The sequence below is a fragment of the Vibrio sp. 2132-1 genome (genome assembly GCF_033344315.1).
In genome coordinates, this window is record NZ_JAWPON010000502.1 from 1 (window position 1) to 622 (window position 622).

Here is a 622-nt window from a genome sequence, read left to right on the forward strand (position 1 = left end):
ATGGTTAGGACCGAACCGCGGCCCAAATAAAATTGCTGATCACCGTTTTTAGTGGGGATCTGCATGATGATTTTTTTAGACATAGTTATTGTTACTTAAATAGGCGTTGATTTATTTTTCCCCTAAATCGGAAAGATGGTCTAACTCTCGATTCAGAAGTTCGTTATTGCCTACATTCAATTCGATAAATCGTTTTAATTGGCTAATGCTTTCAATGCCGATGTTGGTGATCTTGAGCCGTATTTGGTCTTGAGCGACGTCTACGATCTGTGCCGTTAACGTAATCTCTTGTTCAGACTGGTGGAACGAGAAACCGACATCAACCAAAAGTGCAGGATTCAATGTATCTAAGCCTTCGGCTTGTAAGAGCAAACCATGCAAGGAAAGATCTTGAATCGTAGCGTTAAGTCTCAAATCACGTTGTTCTAACTGAGCTGGAGCTTGGTAGATGATGCGTGAAAAGCGTCTTTTCTCCGTCATATTGCGCTCTCTAAGGCATTTAAACAGATTGAATAGTATATCAAGAAGAACAAAAAGTGTTCGAATGTTGTTTAAAAACTGTCGAGAACGCTACAGAGTTACGTAAGTGCACGGTCATGTTTTTCACTGACCCAATGACTCT

1 protein-coding gene is annotated in these 622 nt (G+C 40.4%); it reads right to left on the bottom strand.

Annotation, left to right across the window (positions count from 1 at the left end; all coding sequences use genetic code 11):
- Positions 1–111 precede the first annotated feature (111 nt).
- Positions 112–480 (bottom strand): PilZ domain-containing protein, encoded by a 369-nt coding sequence (locus tag R8N47_RS26300; protein ID WP_005497212.1) that lies wholly within the window; start codon positions 478–480, stop codon positions 112–114.
- Positions 481–622 lie beyond the last annotated feature (142 nt).